General features: G+C 71.0%; 1 protein-coding gene. It reads left to right on the top strand.

What is annotated here, in order from left to right:
* Window positions 1-434: carbamoyltransferase N-terminal domain-containing protein (locus tag LPA54_RS39430; RefSeq protein ID WP_306806637.1), on the top strand; the 434-nt coding region annotated here is incomplete at both ends.

The following is a 434-nucleotide window of genomic DNA, read 5'->3' as shown; positions in this document are numbered from 1 at the left end:
GCGGAGGCCGGTGTCACGATCAGCGAGGTCGCCGCGGTCGGCATCGGCTGGGACCTGGCCGCCTACACCGACGGCACGATGGCCGCGTTCTACGCCGGGCTTTCCGAGGAGTCGGGCGAGCGGCCGGACCGGGGCACGCTCGACTGGCAGGCCAGGACACTCGCGACGTACGACCGCGGCGCCCAGGAGACCTTCCACCGGCGGCACTGGAGAAGGGAGTTCGGGGATGTGGAGTTCCCTCCGCTGCACGCGTCCCCGCACCACTTCACCCATGCCTTCCAGGCCGCCATGGAGTCTCCCTTCGAGACGGCCGTGACCCTGACCGCGGACGGCTCCGGCGACCGGCAGACGACCATGCTCTGGGTGAAGCGGGGCAGCGAGCTGACCCCGCTCCGGGAGATCCGCATCCCGCACTCGCTCGGATGGTTCTACGC

Origin of the sequence: Streptomyces sp. DH12 (genome assembly GCF_020873895.1) — a bacterium.
Lineage (GTDB): Bacteria > Actinomycetota > Actinomycetes > Streptomycetales > Streptomycetaceae > Streptomyces.
Note: the sequence above shows the minus strand (reverse complement) of the source record. Positions and strands in the feature narration are given on the sequence as shown.